The sequence below is a fragment of the Ralstonia pickettii genome, assembly GCF_000607165.1.
GTDB classification, from domain to species: domain Bacteria; phylum Pseudomonadota; class Gammaproteobacteria; order Burkholderiales; family Burkholderiaceae; genus Ralstonia; species Ralstonia holmesii.
On record NZ_JFZG01000006.1, the window covers coordinates 792,330 to 811,893 of the forward strand.

Sequence of the window (19,564 nt, forward strand, 5' to 3'; positions counted from 1 at the left end):
GACATCCGGCACATAGACGCATCGAATGGAGACCCTCATGACGACAATCTGGATCGTCCTGCTTTGCATCGGCGTGCTCGGGCTCGCCAGCATGGAAGCCTCGGCATTCGCTTGGCTGGTCGTGACCGCGGCGTGGCTGGTGGCCGGCGTCTGGCTTGGCCTGGTCGGCCCGGTGATGACCACGGTACTCGCCATCGTCTTTGTGCTGCCGGCGCTGGTGCTCGCGCTCAAGCCGCTGCGCCGGGCACTCATCACGCGCCCGGTGCTGGCGATGTTCCGCAAGATCATGCCGGAGATGTCGCAAACGGAGCGCGACGCCATTGAAGCGGGCACCGTCTGGTGGGATGCCGAACTGTTCTCCGGCCGACCCAACTGGTCGCGATTGCTGTCTTCGCCGCCGCCGCGCCTGTCGGCGGAAGAGCAATCGTTCCTCGATGTGGAAACCGAAAAGCTCTGCGACTTGGCCAACGATTGGGAAAGCACGCAGATCTGGCAAGACCTGTCACCCGACGCGTGGGCCTATGCGAAGCGTGCCGGCTTCCTCGGCACGATCATCCCGAAGGAATACGGCGGCAAAGGCTTCTCGGCGTACGCGCACTCGCAGGTCATCATGAAGCTGTCGACGCGCTGCTCCGCCGCAGCCGTGTCGGTCATGGTGCCAAACTCGCTCGGCCCTGCCGAACTGCTTCTGCACTACGGCACGGAAGCGCAGAAAAACCACTACCTGCCGCGCCTCGCACGCGGTGAAGAAATTCCCTGCTTTGCGCTGACCAACGCGTATGCCGGCTCCGATGCCGCAGCCATTCCCGATGTGGGCGTGGTCTGCCGCGGCATGCACGAAGGCCGCGAGACGCTTGGCTTTCGCGTGACATGGAGCAAGCGCTACATCACGCTCGGCCCCATCGCAACGGTGCTGGGGTTGGCGTTTCGCGCGGTCGATCCGGATGGCTTGCTCGGTAGCGACAAGGAACCCGGCATTACCTGCGCGCTCATCCCCACGAAGCATCCGGGCGTAAACATCGGCCGCCGCCATTGGCCGCTCAACGCGGTGTTCCAGAACGGCCCGAACTCCGGCAAGGATGTATTCATTCCCATCGACTGGGTCATCGGCGGCCAGGCGCAAGTCGGCCGTGGCTGGCGCATGCTGATGGAATGCCTGGCGGCGGGCCGTGCGATTTCGCTGCCCTCTTCCAACGTGGGCATGGCCAAGCTGGCCGTGCGCAGCACCGGCGCCTATGCCGCCGTGCGACGCCAGTTCCGCACACCCATCGGCAAGTTCGAGGGCATCCAGGAAGCGCTCGGCCGCATGGGCGGCAACCTGTACATGATGGATGCCGCGCGGCGCCTGTCCGCGCTCGCCGTAGACCTGGGCGAGAAGCCGTCGGTCATCTCCGCCATTGCCAAGTACCACGTCACCGAACGTGCGCGCGATGTGGTGACCGATGCGATGGACATCGTCGGCGGCAAAGGCATCTGCATGGGGCCGAACAACTTCCTGGCGCGTGCGTATCAGCAAGTGCCGATCGCCATCACGGTGGAAGGCGCGAACATCATGACGCGCTGCCTGATCATCTTCGGGCAGGGCGTGATCCGCTGCCATCCGTATGTGCTGCGCGAGATGACGGCCGCACAAGGCGCCGATTCACCCGAGACGCTGCAGGCGTTCGATACGGCATTGTTCGGCCACGGCGCGTTCATCGCGGGCAACCTGGTGCGTGCGTTCCTGCATGCGCTCTCCGGCGGGCGCGTGGCAAGCGCCCCGGGCAATGCCGCACCGGAAATGCAGCGGTATTACCGGGCCGTGAACCGCTTCTCGACCGCGTTGGCGCTGTTGTCCGATGTGTCGATGTTCACGCTGGGCGGCACACTCAAGCGCCGCGAGAGCATCACGGGGCGGCTTGGCGACATCCTCTCGCAGATGTATCTGATCTCGTCCACGCTCAAGCGCTTTGAAGATGAAGGCCGCCCGGCAGAGGACGCGCCGCTCGTGCATTGGTCAGTGCAGGACGCGCTGGTGAAGGCGCACGATGCGCTCGACGGCGTGTTGGCCAACTTCCCGAACGCGGGCATCGCGGCGCTGCTGCGTGCGCTGATCTTCCCGTTCGGCACGCCATATCGCAAGCCGTCGGATGCGCTGGCTGCGCAGGTTGCCGAGCTGATGCAAACGCCGGGCGCTGTGCGCGATCGCCTGCTGGCCGACTCGTACTGCCCAACGCCCGAGGTCGACCCCATCGCCTATGGCGAAGCGGCCTTCCGCCTGCAACCCGCGGTGGATGCGATCGAGCAACGCTTGAAACCGGCCATCCGCGCAGGCAAGCTGCCGCCGGTGCCACAAAGCCTGCCCGATTTCGAAGCCTGGACCGCGCAAGCCGTCGCACAAAACCTCATCGACGATGGCGAACGCAAGCAACTGTGCGACTACGCGCGCTACGGTGAACACGCAGTCGCCGTGGATGACTTCCCGCCCGACTTCAACCTGATGGCCGACCTGCAGCGCCGCAAGGATGCGCTCGATGCCCTGCAGGCCGCCGAGCGCCGCGCAGCCTGATGGCCCAGGGGCCGGACAAACGAGAACAACAACGATGCAAGACAAATACCTCGATTTCGTCGGTTCCGGTTTCGGCAAGTGGCTGTCGGCCAACCTCGGCCTGCCGCAGCCGGTGCCGTTGCGCCGCTATGTGCCGGGGGAACCGGAATTTGTCGGGCCGTTCCTCGTGGGCTCGGCGCCCGGGGGCTCCATGCGTGAAACGCTCGCCGCGCTGTTTGCCGAGACCGGCGTACCCACGCGCTTTCATGAAAGCGATCCGGAATGGCTCGGCGCTGCCAACCGGCACGGGCAAATCACCGGCCGCTTTGTCGCGCCCACGGGCAAGGAAGGCGACGCGTTTGATCGCATCGGCGGCATCGTCTTCGATGCCACGGGCATTGCGTCGATCGACGGCCTCGACGCGCTGTATCACGTGTTCCACGACGGCTTGCGCGCCATCGGCCGGTGTGGCCGTGTGGTCGTGATCGGTCGCCCACCGGAAGGCTGCAAGACGCCCGAGACGGCGATTGCGCAGCGCGCGCTGGAAGGGCTCACGCGTTCGCTCGGGAAGGAAGTCCGGCGCGGCTGCACGGCGCAGCTCGTCTACGTGGCGGAGGGCGCGGAAAACGTGGCCGCATCGACGCTGCGGTTTCTGCTGTCGGCACGCTCGGCGTATGTGTCGGGGCAAGTGGTGCGCGTGCATCGCGCCGCAGCGGTCTCGGTGGATTGGCAGAAGCCGCTGGCCGGGCGCACCGCGCTGGTCACCGGCGCCTCGCGCGGCATCGGTGCAGCCATTGCGCACGTGTTGGCGCGTGATGGTGCGCGCGTGCTGTGCCTGGATGTGCCGGCCGCGCAGGAAGCGCTGAACGCGGTCGCACAGGAAATCGGCGGTGAAGCCATGGCTTACGACATTGCCGCACCGGAAACGCCCGCCCTGCTCGCGCAACAACTTGCTGCATTGGGCGGCATCGACATCCTCGTGCACAACGCAGGCATCACGCGCGACAAGACCATCGCCCGCATGACCGAACCCGCGTGGCGCAGCGTCCTCGACATCAACCTGACTGCGCAATTGCGCATCAACGACGCGCTGTTTGCAGCCAATGCGCTGCATGCGGGCGGAGCCATCGTGTGCGTGTCGTCCATCAGCGGTATTGCAGGTAACCTCGGGCAGACCAACTACGCGACATCCAAGGCGGGTGTGATTGGCCTCGTGCAGGCTGGCGCCCCGTTGCTGGCCGAACGCGGCATCACCATCAACGCCGTTGCGCCAGGCTTTATCGAAACGCAGATGACAGCGGCCGTGCCGTTTGCCATCCGCGAAGCCGGCCGCCGCATGAACGCGATGAGCCAGGGCGGCCAGCCGGTCGACGTGGCCGAGACGATTGCGTGGTTCGCCAACCCCGCGTCGAACGGTGTGACAGGCAACATCGTGCGCGTGTGCGGGCAAAGCCTGCTGGGAGCCTGACGCAACCATGCGCTCGCTAGCCCTGCACTCCCCGATGATCGCGACCCAGACGCTGGTGACCGAGCCGCCGTCGCCGGGTGCATTGGCCTGGCGCGCGCTGCTTTCGCAACGCAAGGGCAAGCGCGGCGGGCCGTTGCCGCGCCACACGCTGGTACGCCAGGAAGTGCCGCTTGCGGCCGAACACATCGCGCAGTACGCAGCGGTATGCGGCTTCTCCTCGGCGCATGGCGTGCCGATGACGTATCCGCATCTTCTGGGCTTTCCGCTGCAGCTCATGCTGATGACGGAATCGGCGTTTCCGTATCCGGTAATCGGCCTGGTACACCTGTGCAACACGATCCGCCAGCACCAGCCTCTGCAGGCGGGCGAGCGTGTGCGCGTGGAAGTACGCCCGCGCCGGTTGTTCCACCATGCACGCGGGCAGGCGTTCGGCATCGAAACCGCCATCATCAAGGCTGGCGCAGTGGTGTGGGAATCGCTGTCGACCTACCTGCGCGTGGGCGTGCCGTCGCCACAGGGCGCGCCATTGATTGCACTGCCGAGTGCACAAGACCTGTCGCCCGATGGCCGCTGGGATGCACCCGCCGACACCGGCCGCCGCTACGCCGGGGTGTCGGGCGACTGGAATCCGATCCACGTGTCCAGCATCGGCGCAAAGCTGTTCGGCTTTGCGCACCCAATCGCCCACGGCATGTGGACGAAGGCCCGCGCGCTGGCCGCGCTGCTGCCGGCGGCACCGCTCACCCAGGGCGAGGTGGTGGCCGAGTTCAAAACGCCGCTATCGCTGCCCGGGGCAGCGACGCTGTGGCAAGCCAACGAAGCCACTCCCGGCCGCGCGTTTGAAGTGCGCAACGCCACTGGCGACAAACCCTATCTGCGCGGCATGCTGACGCTGCCGCAAGCACAACAAGAAAACACGGGAGACTGAATCCATGCTCGTCAACGCGCAGGTGCGCCGCGTCGCCATCCTCGGGGGTAACCGCATTCCGTTCGCGCGCTCGAATACGGCCTACGCTACGGCGTCGAACCAGCAGATGCTGACCGCCGCGCTGCAGGGCCTGATCGACCGCTTCAACCTCCACGGCCAACGACTGGACGAAGTCGTGGCCGGCGCAGTCATCAAGCACGCGCGCGATTTCAACCTCACGCGCGAGACGGTGCTCTCAACCACGCTCGCCAAGCAGACACCCGCATACGACATACAGCAGGCATGCGGCACGGGGCTGGAAGCGGCCATCCTCGTCGCCAACAAGATCGCGCTGGGGCAGATCGACGTGGGTATTGCCGGCGGCACGGATACCACCTCCGATGCGCCTGTTGGGCTGAACGAAAAGATGCGCAAGATCCTGCTGGAGGCCAACCGCGCCAAGTCCACCGGCGCGCGCGTCAAGGCGCTGGCCGGTCTGCGGCCGTCAATGTTCGTGCGCCCATTGCTACCGCGCAACAGCGAGCCGCGCACCGGCCTGTCAATGGGCGAACACTGCGAATTGATGGCAAAGCGCTGGGGCATCCGCCGCGAAGACCAGGACGCGCTGGCCCTGCGCAGCCACCACAACCTCACGGCCGCTTACGAACGCGGTTTCTTCACCGACCTCATGACCGCTCACCTCGGGCTGGATCGCGACAACAACCTGCGCAGCAACCTGACCCTCGAGCAACTGGCGAAGCTGCAGCCGGTATTCGACCGCGGCGCGGCCGGCACCATGACCGCCGGCAATTCCACGCCGCTCACCGACGGCGCATCGTGCGTGCTGCTCGCCAGCGAAGACTGGGCGCGTGCGCACAACCTGCCCGTTCTGGCCTACATGACCTGCGCGGATACGGCTGCCGTCGATTTCTTCAGCGGCACGCCGGAGCAGAACGAAGGGCTGTTGATGGCGCCGGCCTATGCCGTCTCGCGCATGCTGCAACGCGCGGGGCTCACGCTGCAGGACTTCGACTACTACGAGATCCACGAAGCCTTTGCCGCGCAGGTGCTCAGCACGCTCGCCGCCTGGGAATCGCCCGAATACTGCCGCGAAAAACTGGGCCGCAGCGCCCCGATGGGCAGCATCGACCGCACCAAGCTCAACGTGAACGGCAGTTCGCTGGGCACGGGCCATCCGTTTGCCGCCACGGGCGGGCGCATTGTCGCGACGCTGGCCAAGATGCTGGCACAGCGCGGCGGCGGGCGCGGGCTGGTGTCGATCTGTGCCGCTGGCGGACAAGGCGTGGTGGCCATTCTGGAGCGCCCCGAAACGATGTCGCATTGAACCTTCGGGCCAATACGGGAACGGCCCGACCCGAGAACCCGCGCGGCACATAACAAAACCACGCCGCGTTTTTCATGGACGGAGACACCATGAACACCGTTGCTGACCGCAACAGCCTTACCGACCGCATCTGGCTGAAGTCGTACCCCGAGGGCGTACCCGCCGAGATCAATCCCGATCGCTATCACTCGCTGGTCGAGGTGTTTCGTGAATCGGTCGAGAAGTACCGCACCCGCGTCGCCTACGTGAGTGTCGGCACCCAGATGACCTACGACGAATGCGAACGCCAGGCCAAGCAGTTTGCGGCATGGCTGCAATCGCGCGGCGTGAAGAAGGGCGATCGCGTGGCGATCATGCTGCCCAACAGCCTGCAATATCCCGTGTGCCTGTTCGGCACGCTGCTGGCCGGCGCCATCGTCGTCAACGTCAACCCGCTGTACACCGTGCCGGAACTGGCACACCAGCTGCGCGATTCCGGCGCACAGACGATCGTCGTGCTGGAGAACTTCGCACGCACGCTGGAACAGGCGCTGCCCGGCAGCGAGATCCGCAACATCGTCATTACCGGTATTGGCGATCTGATGGGCGGCGCGATCAACCTCAAGGGCCGCGCGCTGAACTTCGTGATGCGCAACGTGCAGAAGCAGGTACCGCCCTACAAGCTGCCCTCGCCGGTCTGGCTGCGCGATGCGCTGGCCGTAGGCCGCTCACGCGCGATGCAGCCAGTGCAACTGGCGCCGGAAGACATCGCCTTCCTGCAATACACCGGCGGCACCACGGGCGTGGCCAAGGGCGCGATGCTCACCCACCGCAACATCATCGCCAACCTGCTGCAGGCGGAAGAGTGGTCCAAGAGCATGCTCAACGGCGGCGTGGAAACCAACGTCACGCTGCTGCCGCTGTATCACATCTTCTCGCTCACGGTGAACCTGCTGATGTTCATGACGCTGGGCGGGCGCAATATCCTGATCGCCAATCCGCGTGACACCAAGCGCGTGATCTTCATCCTGCGCAATGAGCGCTTTTCGGGCATTGCGGGCGTGAACACGTTGTTCAATGCGCTGCTGGAAGATCCGGACTTTGCCAAGCGGGATTTCTCGGCCATGAAGATCACCATCGGTGGCGGCATGGCAGTGCAGCGCGCGATCGCGCAGCGCTGGAAAGAGGTGACGGGCCATACCATCGTTGAAGGCTACGGGCTGACGGAGTGCTCGCCAGTCGTGTCGATGAACCCGCCGCACGTAACCGAATTCAGCGGCACGATCGGGCTGCCCGCGCCGTCCACCGAAGTACGCTTCAAGCGCGACGACGGCACGATCGCGCCGCTGGGCGAACCCGGCGAACTGCAGGTGCGCGGGCCGCAAGTCATGCGCGGCTACTGGCAGCGCCCGGAAGAAACCGCCAAGTCCATCGATGCCAAAGGCTGGTTCTCCACTGGCGACATCGGCGTGATGGACGCCAACGGCTACATCCGCCTGATCGACCGCAAGAAGGACATGATCCTGGTCTCGGGTTTCAATGTGTACCCGAACGAGATCGAAGACGTGGTAGCGCTGCACCCCGAAGTGCTGGAGGTGGCGGCCATTGGCGTGCCAGACCCGGTGGCTGGCGAACGCGTGAAGATCATCGTGGTGCCGCGCACCGGCGCACTGACCGAGCCCGCACTGCTCGAACACTGCCGCGCCCATCTGACCGGCTACAAGATGCCGCGCATCGTCGAGTTCCGCCACGAAGAGTTGCCCAAGTCGACGGTGGGCAAGATCCTGCGCCGCGAACTGCGCGATGCCGATCCGGACATCAAGCGCGCCCGCGCGCAGGCGCAGCAATAACAACATCACCGGAGACTTGTATGCGCTTGCGTACTCTCGCCCTGGCCATGGTACTGGCAGGCGCCGCACACGCCTGGGCCCAGCCCGCCACGCCGGATGCTTCCGTGCCTGCGGCAGCCGCACCGACGGCCACATCGCAATCGGCGGCCATCGGCAGCTTTGCCGCCATGGACATCGCCAGGCAGACGGCTTGGCTCGGCAGCCAGGTCCACGCCAACGCGTTTGCGGGCTGGTCTGACGAAGACGTCCTCGCCATGGCGCAGGCCATGAAGCCCGAAACACTGGTGCGCTGGCTCAAGGGCGAGGCGGCCAAGCTGCCCGAATATGAATACCGCATGCGCCGCCAGGAACGCGTGAAAGACCAGTGGCAAAGCCAGCCGGCGCTCATGCTCATCCGCTACCGCAACGCGCCCCGACAGGTCTACGCGCGCTGGCTCAAGGGCGGCTCGCACGCTGGTCAGGAAATCATCTATGACGAAACCGTGCGCAAGGACGAGATGTACGGCCACCTGGGCGGCCTCGTCGATTTCGTGGCGATCTGGAGCGCGCTGGATGGCTCGCTGGCCAGATCGCAGTCGAACCACACGGCACGCGAGCTGGGGCTGCAGTTCATCGTCGATACGCTCGAGCGCGACGGACGCGCCCACGTGGCAGCCGGCAGCAGCGGCAAGTTCAGTGAAGCCAAAATGGTGACCGAAGACGGTGAGCGCATGCTGCGGCTGACCTGGGATGCGCCAAGCGGACCACCCACGTTCTACGCCAAGCGCGTGCGCCTGTACTTCGACCTCAAAAACCCGTGGGTGCGCATTGAAGAAGCGTGGGATGAATCGGGCAATCAGCTCGAGAAAATCGTCATTGAGAGCGTGGCGCGCAAGACGTGGAGCGACCAGACTTTCAACCCGAAAAATCCGGAATACAAATTTTAGACAGCAGCCCGGAGACCGTTGTGGGCCAAGGCTCCGCCGACCGGTGGAGAGTATGAAACGAGACTAGGGGAAACCCCTTGTTGCGTGCGTACACGCTAGAGGAAAACTTCGATCGTCGCAGCGCAACCGAACAAAAGCGCTGCGTTATGCTGCGGAAACACAAATCGCCACACCAAGGCGTGATAACAATCCAATCCAGAGAGACAACCACATGAACCGCACCGCCCTCCGCCTTGCTGCAGCCCTTGCCTGCGCTGCCGCCAGCACCCTTGCTGCCCCCCTGGCTCACGCCCAATCCACCGCAGAGGCCAACGTGGCCGCAAGCGCCAGCAGCGGTAGCGGCAGTGGCATCAGCAGCAGTGGTGGCGGATTCAGCGGCTTCATGGACAACTACGTCTGGGGCCGCAACGTCATGGCACTGGGCTGGTTCTACATCCGCCCGATGGATTCGGCCACGCCGCTGACCACCACCACCAGCGCACTGGGCCTGGGCACCTACCAGTCGCCAGGAACTGACGTGAAAGTCAGTAACGCCAATACGCTGTCGCTCACGTTCACGCACTTCTTTACCGACAACATCGCCGGTACGTTCGTGGGTGGCGTGCCTCCCAAGTTCAACCTGTATGGCAGCGGCAATGTGATCGCGCCGGTGCCGGTTGTTGGGCCGCTGACGCTGATCAATCTGGGCCTGCCGCAAAACAACCCGGTCGCCACCGTGCGTGAATGGAGCCCGGCAATCGTCGCGCAGTACTACTTCGGCACCAAGGAAAGCAAGCTGCGCCCGTTTGTCGGCGCAGGCGTCAGCTACAACTTCTTCACCAACCTGAAGCTGAACCAGAACTTCGTCAACGGCCTGCAAAACCTGGGGCAGGTGCTGCAGCTCGGCATGGGCCAGGTTCCGACGGGCCCGGCCAAGGTGACGGCGGAAACGTCCAGCTCGTGGACGCCGGTCGCCAATGTGGGCGTGTCGTATGAGTTCGCCAAGAACTGGACCGCCATCGGCACGGTGTCATACCTGCCGCTGAAGACGACCTCCACCATCACGATCCGCAGCCAGCAAGGCCAGGTGCTGGCGGTCAACAAGACCGACATCAAGGTCGACCCGATCGTGTTCGGGCTGGCTGTGGGTTACAAGTTCTAAGCCGCAGAATTGCTCCATCGCAAAACGCCACCTCCGGGTGGCGTTTTTCATTGGGGCGCGACCCGATATCATGGCGGACTATTACGCGCCGATTTGCGCGCCGATTTCCGGATCCCTCGCCCCACACCCACGTCACATCCATGAGCCAGCCTTCCATCGCCATCGTCGGAGCCGGCATTGCCGGTGTTGCCTGTGCCAACGCGCTTGCCGCAGAAGGCATTGCCACCACGGTCTATGAGCGCGCGGGCGGTGTGGGAGGCCGGCTGGCCACCACGGTGCTACCCGAGTCCGCCCCTGCGTATGCGTTCGACCACGGCGCGCAGTCGTTCAACGTGCGCAGCGAGGCCTTCCGCCGCGCGGTAGATGCTGCTGGCCGTCAGGGTTCGGTGCTGCCGTGGCCCGCGCGCTGGGGCCATCGCACGGTCGACGCCCTGCAAGCCGATTCACGCGACGAAGCCCGTTACGTCGGCCTGCCCGGCATGGGCGCGCTGGTGCGCAGCCTGGCCGCGCCACTGGATGTGCGTTTCGGTCACGCCGTCACGCGTGTCGCGCACGATGGCCGGCGCTGGACGATTGAGCGCAACGGCACGGACACCGCCTACGCCGACATCGTCGCCCTGGCCTTGCCAGCGCCTGAACTGCCGGCGCTGTTTCATGGCGCCACGCCGGCGTCGCTGCAGGAAGCCATCGCCCCGGTGCATTACGCCCCGTGCTGGGCGCTGATGATGGGTTTTGCGCAACCGCTGGACCTGCCGTATGACGGCATCCGCATCGACGACGACATGCTCGCCTGGGCGGCCCGCGACAACACCAAGCCGGGGCGCGTCATGGTCGATGAATCCTGGGTGGTGCATGCGTCGCCGGGCTGGTCGGCAGCGCACGCTCAGGACACCCCCGAACAGGCGCTCCACGCCATGTACGCACGCTTTGCCGAAGCCTTCCCGGGCACGCCGCAGCCTGATGTGGTGGCCGCGCACCTGTGGCCGCACGCGCTGGTGGAGCAGTCCGCCGGCATGCCGTGCCACTGGGACGCCGCCGCCCGCCTGGGCGCCTGCGGTGACTGGTGCGAAGGCCCGCGCGTGGAAGCCGCGTTCCTGAGCGGTGTTGCACTGGCGGCCAAGATTGCCGAAGCGCTATAAGACTTGGCCCCGGAACGCTACAATATCGGGTTGTCTCGTGTTTCGTGTGCCGGGTCGCTCACCCGGCGGTGGCTTTCTTCTGACGACGCCATGCGCACCCGACGCCAAGTCCTCGCCCTCGCCTTTGCTGCCGTTACTGCGGCCGCGGCGCCGCTGCTGTCTCATGCGCAAGTGCTGCGTAACATTCCGGCGACGGCTCCGGCGGCCCAGTTGACCATCAATTCGGCCAACTCCGGCACGCTGAGTACCGGCAGCACCGGCGTCGTCCGTATCCTGCTGTTGGGCTTCGGGAGCACCAGCGCCGATATCCGCTTCGCCCCTGGCGTGCGGATTCTGTCGCTGGATGGGCGCCTGTTGCCGACCTCCACGGTGGTCGGCCAGACGTTCAAGGTGCGCTATCAGCTCGATCTGTATCAGCAGTTGCTGACCGCCTGGGTTGTCAGCGATGACGATTACAAGGCCGCGGTGGCTGCCCAAAATCAGGCGCAAACGCAGTCTCAGTAGTCAGAGCACCCCACGAAGCACGTGCCCCCAGGTCAACCACTGTGAACGGCACATGAAAAAAGTCTTCATCAAAACCTACGGCTGCCAGATGAACGAGTACGACTCGGACAAGATGTCCGACGTGCTCAACGCGGCTGAAGGCCTCGTCCCCACCGACACGCCCGAAGATGCGGACGTGATCCTCTTCAACACATGCTCCGTGCGCGAGAAAGCGCAGGAGAAGGTGTTCTCCGAACTCGGCCGCGTGAAGGCGCTCAAGGCGCTCAAGCCGGATCTCGTGGTCGGCGTGGGCGGCTGCGTGGCCAGTCAGGAGGGCGCCTCCATCGTGGCGCGCGCACCTTACGTAGACGTGGTGTTCGGCCCGCAGACGCTGCACCGCCTGCCGGAGCTGATCGCCGCGCGCCGCCGCACGGGCCGCTCGCAGGTCGACGTGTCGTTCCCCGAGATCGAAAAATTCGACCACCTGCCGCCTGCGCGCGTCGATGGCGCCACCGCTTTCGTGTCGATCATGGAAGGCTGCTCGAAATACTGTAGCTACTGCGTGGTGCCGTACACGCGCGGCGAAGAAGTCTCGCGCCCGTTCGACGACGTGCTTGCCGAAGTGGCCGGCCTGGCAGAACAGGGCGTGCGCGAAGTCACCCTGCTGGGCCAGAACGTGAACGCCTACATGGGCAAGATGGGCGACACGAGCGAGCGCGCCGATTTCGCGCTGCTGCTCGAATACGTGGCCGAGATTCCGGGCATCGAGCGCATCCGCTACACGACCAGCCACCCGAAGGAATTCAGCTCGCGCCTGATCGAGGCCTATGCCACCAACCCGAAGCTCGTCGACCACCTGCACCTGCCCGTGCAGCATGGCTCCGACCGCATCCTGATGGCGATGAAGCGCGGCTACACGGTGCTCGAATACAAGAGCAGCATCCGCAAGCTGCGCGCGATCCGGCCGAACATCTCGATCGCCACCGACTTCATCGTCGGCTTTCCTGGCGAGACCGATGCGGACTTCGCCAAGACGATGGACCTGATTCACGAGATCGGCTACGACACCTCGTTCAGTTTCATCTACAGCCCGCGCCCCGGCACGCCGGCCGCCAACCTGCACGACGATACGCCGCAGGCCGTCAAGCTCGAACGCCTGAAACATTTGCAGGCGACCATCGAAGAAAACGTAGCGCGCATCAGCCAAGGCATGGTCGGCAGCGTGCAGCGCATTCTGGTGGAAGGCCCGTCGCGCAAGGATCCGACCGAACTGCACGGCCGCACCGAGAACAACCGCGTCGTCAACTTCGCGCTGCCAGATCTGCCGCAGGCGCGCCGCGAACAGCTGATCGGCCAGATGCTGGACGTGCGCATCGTGCACGCCTTCCCGCATTCGCTGCGTGGCGAAGTGGCGGAACAGCGTACGGCCAGCGCGACTCACTGATCGTCAACACGACCTGACTTGATGAAACCAACCACCGCAGAATTCACAGCGCCGAAGAACGACAACACGCGCCTGCAGAACCTGTGCGGGCCGCTGGACGAGAACCTGCGCCAAATCGAGCAGGCGCTGGACGTGACCATCAACCGGCGCGGCAGCAAGTTCACCGTGCGCGGCGCCAACGCACAAGGCGCGGCCAACGCGCTGGAAACGTTCTACAACGCCGCGCGCGAGCCGCTGTCGGTGGACGACATCCAGCTCGGCCTGGTGGAAACCCGCCAGGTGGCCGCACACGGCGCTTACCTGCCGGAATCGAGCGCCGACGTGCCGGATGGCAATGATCTGTCGCCGGTGCTGCACACGCGCCGTACCGATCTGCATGGCCGCACACCGATGCAGCGCGAGTACCTGCGCAGCATCCTCTCGCACGACCTGTCATTTGGCATCGGCCCTGCGGGTACGGGCAAGACGTATCTGGCCGTGGCCTGCGCGGTGGATGCGCTGGAGCGCGACGCCATCAAGCGCATCGTGCTGACACGCCCGGCGGTGGAAGCTGGCGAGCGCCTGGGCTTCCTGCCCGGCGATCTCGCACAAAAGGTGGACCCGTACCTGCGTCCGCTGTACGACGCGCTGTACGACCTGCTTGGCTTCGACAAGACGCAGAAGATGTTCGAGCGCCAGATGATCGAAATCGCGCCGCTGGCGTACATGCGCGGGCGCACGCTCAATCACGCCTTCATCATCCTGGACGAAGCCCAGAACACCACGCCGGAACAGATGAAGATGTTCCTCACCCGGATCGGCTTCGGCTCCAAGGCGGTGATCACCGGCGACACAACGCAGATCGATCTGCCGCGCGGCCAGAAGAGCGGCCTGATCGAAGCGCAGCATGTGCTGCGTGACGTGCGTGGCGTGTCGATGACGCGCTTTACCAGCGTCGACGTGGTGCGGCACCCGCTGGTGGCCCGCATCGTCGAGGCCTATGACGAATTCCATGCCCAGCATAAAGATGCATAAGGACGCCTGAACGTGGCTAAAGCAAAGACCGATACCAAAGCAAAAACCAAGAAAACCCAACCCGCGGCGGCCGAGTCATTCGGCCCACGCGTCGACGTGTTCGACGCTCAAGGCAAACCCAAGACGGTCGACGCCAGCGCGCTGCGCATCGCATTTGCCGATGGCCGCAGCCTGATCCTCGGTCTGCCGAATACCGTGGACGGGCCGATCACCCTGGTTGCCGAGCACGCCGACGCCGACATGCACGCCATGCTCTCGCTGCGCCCCGAGCACCACGACAGCATCACGTTGCGCATCGAAACCCAGGCCGCTGAGTTGGCAGACTCCACGGAAGAAGCCTTCGATGACGACACTGCCGGCGCCGAGATGCTCACGCTCGACCTGACGGTGCAGTACGGCGACGAACTCAAGGCTGCCGCTCGCAAGGCATTGCCGAAAGAACGCGACATCGAGGCGTGGATCGCCCCCGCGCTGTTTGCCGATGCGCAACTCAACGTGCGCTTCGTCGGCGAAGAAGAAGGTCGCACGCTCAACCGCACCTACCGCAGCAAGGACTACGCCACCAACGTACTGACCTTCTCGTACGCAGAGAGCGCAGAAGACCCGGTCTCCGCCGACATCGTGCTGTGCTGCGCGGTGGTCGAAAAGGAAGCGAAGGAACAGAAGAAGCCGCTGCTCGCACACTACGCGCATCTGATCGTGCACGGCGCGCTGCACGCCCAGGGCTACGACCACGAAGACGCGGCCGATGCAAAGGAAATGGAAGGCATCGAAACGGAGATCCTCCGCGACCTCGGTTTTGCCGATCCGTACGCAGATCGTTAAAGCGCCACGCGCTTGATGTTCAGACGCCGGCTTCGCGCCGGCGTTTTGCTTTTTCATGTTCCATTCTTGCAGCATGCCGTTTCAACGGTGAATCAACCCGTATTGACACAAACCCAGTCCTGACAACGTTTTACGGGTTCTCCTCCGCCATTCGGCGCATGCTCGCGCCGTTCGAATCGCGCATACACGTCGCACAGGCCGTCCGCCATCCGGGACCCTTGCTGCTCTCCGTATGGCGCATGGGTTTTGCCGTAGCGATTTCTATCCTCCACGCATAAGCCGCCGCTCGAGCGCGCTTCACGAATTCGGCGCAAACGAGCGCCATCGGCCAGCCCGCGCACAGACGGGCAAGGCCACGCGGGGAGGTCATCATGCGTCAACGCTTCATGGATAGCATTCCGTGGGCCACGCTGCTGCTTGGCGTGGGTGTCGGCACGGCGCTCGCGGTCACGCCGCGCATCGCACACGCTGATCACAAGCAATCATGCTATGCGGGCATCGTCGTCGTCTTCGACGGCGCCTGGCATCCGGGCGCGGTGGTCGGCTGCCGCACGGTCAACATCTCGGACAGCAACAACGTGATCGGCGCAGAAGTGAACCTGATGGTCGCGCAAGGCACCATCCGGCCGCGTGTGCAGGCGGTGGTGGGCAGCACGAGCGTGCAGGCACTCATTGGTGGCGGCTACGACTTTGCGAGCAGCAAGGCGCTGGTGGGCGTCGGAGCCACGGGCGACCACTGGCTCGCTGGCGTCGACATGGAAATCGCCGGACGTTGGACAGCCTACGGCGGCGCGAGCACGCTGGGCCGGTATCACAGCAATTCGCATCCCGCAGACCCGGCACCAGCCGCAACCACGCCGACGAGCAACAACGACGCACCGCCACCCACCGGCAACAACACGCCGCCGTCCAAGCCCAGTCCCACACCGGCACCAGCACCGGCACCTGGCGCATCGCCCAGCCCCGGCCCCGCTCCGGCCCCAACACCCAGCCCCGGGCCGAGTCCATCGCCAACCCCGAGTCCGACGCCTGCTCCAACGCCAACGCCAACCCCGAGTCCGAGTCCGACGCCAACGCCTGCCCCAACGCCCACGCCGAGCCCATCGCCAGTCCCTTCGCCGTGCGGAAGCTGCCACGGCGGCGGTCACCACCACGGGCACCACCATGATCACGACCACGATCATGACCACGATCATGACCACGGTGGTCATCACGGCGGTGAACATGACCATGGTGGCAATGGCAACCACGACGGTGACCACGATCACGGCGGCGATGGCAACCATGGTGGCGACCACGATCATGGCGGCAACGGCAATCACGGCGGTGACCACGATCATGGCGGCGATGGCAATCACGGTGGCGACCACGACCATGGCGGCAACGGCAACCACGGCGGTGATCACGATCACGGCGGCGATGGCAACCATGGTGGCAATCACGATCATGGCGGCGATGGCAACCACGACGGTGATCGCAACCACGACGGTGATCGCGACCACGGCGGTGACGGCAACCACGGCGGTGACCACGACCACGGCGGTGACGGCAACCATGGCGGTGACCACGATCATGGCGGCGGCGGCGACGACCCTGGCGGACACAGCCCGCATCACGGTCAGGGCGATGGCGACCACGGCCAGAACGACAATCACCAAGGCAACGAAGGCAGCAACACGCACGGCAACGGCCAGCAACGCGGCGGCGACGGCGGACGCGACTGACCGCTCCCCCTTCGGCAGATCGTCCGTCCTTAACGCGCCCGAACCCGGCCTCCAGATGTGAAATAAACCGCACTTCAGGAGGCCGGGCGGCCACCCCGCGTCATCGGGACGGCAGGGCTTTTGGTGTATGCTGGGCCGATGTTTAACGACGCGCGACCGCGCCATGAATGATCCGTATCCCAGTCCGAAGCCAGCCGACAAACCCCGTACGCTGCTGGAACGCCTGACCGACCTCATCTCGCCCGAGCCCGAATCGCGGGCCGAGCTGCTCGAAATCCTCCAAGACGCCCATGCGCGCAACCTGATCGACGCCGACTCCTTGTCGATGATCGAAGGCGTCTTCCAGGTCTCAGACCTGTGCGCGCGCGACATCATGATCCCGCGCGCGCAGATGGATGCGCTCAACATCGCCGACGCGCCGTCAGAATTCATCCCGTTCGTGCAAGAAGCCGCGCATTCGCGCTTCCCCGTCTACGAGGGCAGCCGCGACAACATCATCGGCATCCTGCTCGCCAAGGACCTGCTGCGCTTCTACACCGACGAACGCTTCGACGTGCGCGACATGCTGCGCCCGGCCGTGTTCATCCCCGAATCCAAGCGACTGAACGTGCTGTTGCGCGACTTCCGCGTCAACCGCAACCACATCGCCATCGTCGTTGACGAATACGGCGGGGTGGCCGGCCTCATCACCATCGAAGATGTGCTCGAACAGATCGTCGGCGACATCGAGGACGAATACGACTTCGACCAGGAAGAAGACAACATCCTGCCGACCGCCGACGGCCACATGCGCGTGCGCGGGCTGACCGAAATCAGCCAGTTCAACGAAGCCTTCGGCACGCATTTTTCCGACGAAGACGTCGATACCGTGGGCGGGCTGCTGTCCAACCACCTGGGCCGCGTGCCGCACCGTGGCGAGAAGATCGTCATGGGCACGCTGCAGTTCGACGTGCTGCGCGCCGATGCGCGCCAGGTGCAGGTGCTGCTCGTGCGCCGCCTCACCACGCCGGCCGGCGGCAATGCCACGGCCGACACTTCTGGTTCCCACCCCGCCTGATCTTTCCGTGCCCGCTCAGTTCTCTTCCCCTGCCGCACCGTCCCGTCGGCAGGACGCCCAAGCTGTGCCGCTCGCGCGGCTGCGCTTTGCAATGCCTGTGGCAGCGCTGCTTGGCGTCATGCATACGCTGTCGTTCGCGCCGAACCACTGGTGGTGGCTGCAGATCCTTTCGTTGACGGGGCTGGCCGCGCTCGTGCAGCGCGCGCCGCGCTTGCGTGATGCGGCATGGGTTGGCTATGCCTTCGGACTCGGCTGGTTCCTCTCGGGCGTCTGGTGGCTCTATATCAGCATGCACGTCTACGGCGACATGCCGGCATGGATGGCGGCGCTGGCCGTGCTGCTGTTCGCCGGCTATCTGGCGCTGCATCCAGCGCTGGCGGTGTGGGCATGGCAGTGGCTAACGCGACGCGGACGGTGGTCCGGTACCGCATCCGCGCTGGTATTTGGCGCGGCATGGGCCGTCACGGAGTGGCTGCGCGGCACGGTCTGGACGGGCTTTCCCTGGATCAACGGCGGCTACGCTCACACCGATGGCCCGCTGGCCGGCTACGCGCCGCTGGTGGGCGTATACGGAATCGTGCTGATCGCAGCCGTGCTGGCTGGTCTGCTGTGCGTCGCGGCCGAGCGACGCCTGCACTGGCTGGCGGGCATCGCCGGTGCGCTCGTGCTGGTGGCCGGCTGGCCCCTGCACGGCATTGCGTGGACGCAACCGGTGGGCAAGCCCATTTCCGTACGCCTCTTGCAGGGCAATGTGCCGCAGGACGTGAAGTTCCAGCAGACCGGCATCGAGCGCTCGCTGGAGCTGTACACCAAGATGGTCACCGAGAAGCCCGCGCAACTCGTGGTCACGCCCGAGACGGCCTTCCCGATCATGATTCAGGAGATGCCGCAGGAGATCGCGCTGGCCATCCGCACTTATGTGGATACCACCGGCTCCAGCGTGCTCTTTGGCGCCGCCAGCGAGGACTCGCGTGTCGACTACACCAACAGCGTGTTCGGCGTCGGCCCGCAACTCCAGGGCGTGTACCGCTACAACAAGCACCACCTCGTGCCCTTCGGCGAGTTCATCCCCTTCGGCTTCCACTGGTTCGTCAACATGATGAACATGCCGCTGGGCGACTTCCGGCGCGGCCTGCCCGTGCAGCCGCCCATGGCGGTGGCCGACCAACGCGTCGCACCCAACATCTGCTACGAGGATTTGTTTGGCGAGGAAATTGCCGCATCGCTGCGACATGCGGATCAGCCCGCCACGATGCTCGCCAACGTGACGAACCTTGCGTGGTTTGGCGACACGATCGCGTTGGACCAGCACCTGCAGATCTCGCGCATGCGCGCACTGGAAACGGGCCGTCCGATGCTGCGCGCCACCAACACGGGAGCGACCGCCGTGGTGCGGCCGGACGGCAGCGTACAGGCCCGCCTGCCCGTCTTCACGCTTGGCACGCTGCAGACTGACGTGCAGGGCATGCAAGGCTTGACGCCATTCGTGCGTGCCGGCAACGCGCCTGCACTGGCCCTGGGCGCGCTGGTTCTGCTGGTGGCATTCGTGCGCCGCCGCCGGGCATCGGCAGATTGATCGTTCAGCGTCCGGAGGGCTTTCGAGCCACTTTCCGGAGTCGCTGACAAAAAACGCTAAAATTCAACGTTTTACGGCGGGCACGGAGCCAGGCGCTTCTCGTGCCCGCCGCTGCATTCCACCGTCGCGCGGCGCAACGCACGTTCCGTGCCGCCGCGG

At 65.2% G+C, this 19,564-nt stretch carries 15 protein-coding genes; all 15 read left to right on the top strand.

The window, feature by feature from the left end; all coding sequences use genetic code 11:
* Positions 1–37: 37 nt before the first annotated feature.
* Entirely contained in the window at positions 38–2,548 is a 2,511-nt protein-coding gene (locus BG83_RS0110000; RefSeq protein ID WP_024976590.1) for an acyl-CoA dehydrogenase, read from the top strand.
* A 34-nt stretch (positions 2,549–2,582) separates the two neighbouring features.
* Complete coding sequence (locus BG83_RS0110005; RefSeq protein ID WP_024976591.1) at positions 2,583–3,995, top strand: 3-oxoacyl-ACP reductase; 1,413 nt, start codon at positions 2,583–2,585, stop codon at positions 3,993–3,995.
* 34 nt (positions 3,996–4,029) lie between these two features.
* The gene (locus BG83_RS0110010) at positions 4,030–4,923 is read left to right on the top strand and encodes a MaoC/PaaZ C-terminal domain-containing protein (protein WP_024976592.1); all 894 of its coding nucleotides are present in this window, start codon (positions 4,030–4,032) and stop codon (positions 4,921–4,923) included.
* Positions 4,924–4,927: 4 nt separating this feature from the next.
* Complete coding sequence (locus BG83_RS0110015) at positions 4,928–6,247, top strand: acetyl-CoA C-acetyltransferase (protein ID WP_024976593.1); 1,320 nt, start codon at positions 4,928–4,930, stop codon at positions 6,245–6,247.
* An 89-nt stretch (positions 6,248–6,336) separates the two neighbouring features.
* Positions 6,337–8,076, top strand: coding sequence for an AMP-binding protein (locus BG83_RS0110020; RefSeq protein WP_024976594.1), 1,740 nt, complete (start codon positions 6,337–6,339; stop codon positions 8,074–8,076).
* Between the two features lie 20 nt (positions 8,077–8,096).
* Positions 8,097–9,002 carry a DUF1571 domain-containing protein gene (locus BG83_RS0110025; RefSeq protein WP_024976595.1) on the top strand — a complete coding sequence of 302 codons (906 nt, stop codon included), beginning with the start codon at positions 8,097–8,099 and terminating at the stop codon, positions 9,000–9,002.
* A gap of 211 nt (positions 9,003–9,213) precedes the next feature.
* Positions 9,214–10,143, top strand: a complete 930-nt coding sequence (locus BG83_RS0110030; RefSeq protein ID WP_024976596.1) for an OmpW/AlkL family protein — start codon at positions 9,214–9,216, stop codon at positions 10,141–10,143.
* A 140-nt stretch (positions 10,144–10,283) separates the two neighbouring features.
* The gene (locus tag BG83_RS0110035) at positions 10,284–11,282 is read left to right on the top strand and encodes an NAD(P)/FAD-dependent oxidoreductase (protein WP_024976597.1); all 999 of its coding nucleotides are present in this window, start codon (positions 10,284–10,286) and stop codon (positions 11,280–11,282) included.
* A 90-nt stretch (positions 11,283–11,372) separates the two neighbouring features.
* Entirely contained in the window at positions 11,373–11,786 is a 414-nt protein-coding gene (locus BG83_RS0110040) for a hypothetical protein (protein WP_024976598.1), read from the top strand.
* Positions 11,787–11,838: 52 nt separating this feature from the next.
* Positions 11,839–13,209: a tRNA (N6-isopentenyl adenosine(37)-C2)-methylthiotransferase MiaB gene (miaB, locus tag BG83_RS0110045; RefSeq protein WP_024976599.1), complete on the top strand. Its 1,371-nt coding sequence runs from the start codon at positions 11,839–11,841 to the stop codon at positions 13,207–13,209.
* A gap of 21 nt (positions 13,210–13,230) precedes the next feature.
* A complete protein-coding gene (locus BG83_RS0110050; RefSeq protein ID WP_024976600.1) occupies positions 13,231–14,223 on the top strand; it encodes a PhoH family protein in 993 nt (330 codons plus the stop codon).
* Between the two features lie 12 nt (positions 14,224–14,235).
* Positions 14,236–15,048, top strand: a complete 813-nt coding sequence (gene ybeY / locus BG83_RS0110055) for an rRNA maturation RNase YbeY (protein WP_024976601.1) — start codon at positions 14,236–14,238, stop codon at positions 15,046–15,048.
* A gap of 371 nt (positions 15,049–15,419) precedes the next feature.
* Positions 15,420–16,772: a hypothetical protein gene (locus tag BG83_RS0110065; RefSeq protein WP_024976603.1), complete on the top strand. Its 1,353-nt coding sequence runs from the start codon at positions 15,420–15,422 to the stop codon at positions 16,770–16,772.
* Positions 16,773–16,935: 163 nt separating this feature from the next.
* On the top strand, positions 16,936–17,829 hold the full coding sequence (locus BG83_RS0110070) for an HlyC/CorC family transporter (RefSeq protein ID WP_024976604.1): 894 nt from the start codon (positions 16,936–16,938) through the stop codon (positions 17,827–17,829).
* A gap of 64 nt (positions 17,830–17,893) precedes the next feature.
* The gene (gene lnt, locus BG83_RS0110075; protein WP_024976605.1) at positions 17,894–19,405 is read left to right on the top strand and encodes an apolipoprotein N-acyltransferase; all 1,512 of its coding nucleotides are present in this window, start codon (positions 17,894–17,896) and stop codon (positions 19,403–19,405) included.
* Positions 19,406–19,564 lie beyond the last annotated feature (159 nt).